The organism is Aquimarina muelleri DSM 19832, from assembly GCF_000430665.1.
In the GTDB taxonomy this organism is placed as follows: Bacteria; Bacteroidota; Bacteroidia; order Flavobacteriales; family Flavobacteriaceae; genus Aquimarina; species Aquimarina muelleri.
In genome coordinates, this window is the sequence record NZ_KE387192.1 from 1 (window position 1) to 1,767 (window position 1,767).

General features: G+C 41.1%; 1 protein-coding gene. It reads left to right on the forward strand.

Features of this window, described 5'->3' with window-relative positions:
- The coding region (locus H527_RS24275; RefSeq protein ID WP_081414671.1) for a polyketide synthase at window positions 1–1,767 on the forward strand (1,767 nt) is incomplete at both ends.

Here is a 1,767-nt window from a genome sequence, read left to right on the forward strand (position 1 = left end):
GTAAAGAAAGTACGTATGGGTATAGCGATCTTAATGCAGGGATGTTTGCCTCTGTAGAAGAAGAAGCCTTGTTTAAAGAACGATTTGGAGAAGCTTTGACCTTAGATTTGTTATACCAATCAAGAGTATTACAAGGAAAAGAGCTACAGCAAAAGGGGTGGAGCTTTCCAGTTCTTCCCTCAGAACAGGTAGAGGAGTACGCAGAACAACTAGCAGTATCTCTTTCAAAGAAATCCCAAACTGCACTACGTTTGCTAAAGCAGCATTTAGGGCGTCATATATTAAAATACACAAAAAAGTTAAAGACAGTTGAAGCAGTAAGAGAAGAAAGTAACTCCAAAGTTAGTACCGTTAAGATTACTTCTTCCTCTAAATATTTGAAGTTAGAAAATACAGACCCACATATATTAACGATCCAAATAGGTACAGGCAAAAAACCATATACGCTTACAGATCTGATTTCTGGTTTTACAAATATTTTTAGTCAGGTTGCAAAAAGCGAGTATTATAAAGCAATTGTACTTACCAGCGATGGATCAGAATTCATTTCGGTATCCGATAGAGAGACTTCGGAAGAAGATATCTTGAAGCTTCAGGATTTGATCTATGGATCCACGGTTCCTGTGATAGCCGCTATTAGATCCAATGCAAAAGATATCTCGCTATGGATCGCCCAGTCTTGTGATGGATGTATCTACCAAACAGAAGGGAAGTATTCTGCGAGCAAGCTTTTAGAAAGACCAGAACTGGCCAAACGAGCAGCTATGGTTTTTGCAGATCGCCTAAGTCCGTATGTTTGCAAGGAACTCCTTTTAAGAGGAAAAACATATACAGGAGCAGAGTTACAACAGCAACTAGGAGCTGTAACGGTAGTAGATAAAGCAGAGGTATTGGCAAAAGCCAAGGAGTTGGCACAGCAATGGACCAAGCTACCATTAGCCAGTGTAACATCCTGGAAGCAGAAACACGCTTTGCTGATCCGTGAAAAGATAGAACAGCTTCCGGTTTGGTTAGAAACCAAAGCACCAGAGGTATCCTTTCCTAAGGTACCTACAGCGATACCACTTCATACCAAAGTAATACAAGCAACCCTTTATCCAGAGGGTATTTTAGAAGTGAAGATGGAAGACAGAGATGCGAAGAACATGTTTTCTACCGCATTTTTAGAAGGGATCATCGAGGTTTTTCAACACATAGCAGCTACTGCTACCTATAAGGTAGTAGTATTAACAGGGTATGACACCTATTTTGCATCTGGAGGTACCAAAGAAAGCTTATTGGCGATTCAACAAGGAAAGGCCAAATTTACAGATACAAAGGTTTTTCAATTAGCTATGGAGTGTACGATACCTGTCATAGCAGCGATGCAGGGACATGGTATCGGAGCAGGCTGGTCTTTGGGGATGTTTTCCGACTTTATTTTGTTTAGTGAACAGAGCCACTATGTAAGTCCTTATATGAATTATGGATTCACCCCCGGAGCTGCAGCTACCCTTGCTTTTCCGGATAAAACGGGGTATGATCTTGCCAGAGAGACTTTACTGACTGCGGTGGAATATTCAGGAAGAGAGTTACAAGAAAAAGGACTCTATTACCCTGTGCTCCCTCGAGAAGAATTGTTGTCTAAAGCATTTGATCTTGCCAAAGAAATAGCAAAGCACTCCCGGGATAGCTTGATAGCAATCAAGGAGCAACTCACCAAACACCTTAGAGATCAGTTAGAAGACACCTATCGTTTGGAACTGGAGATGCACGAAAAAACCTTTG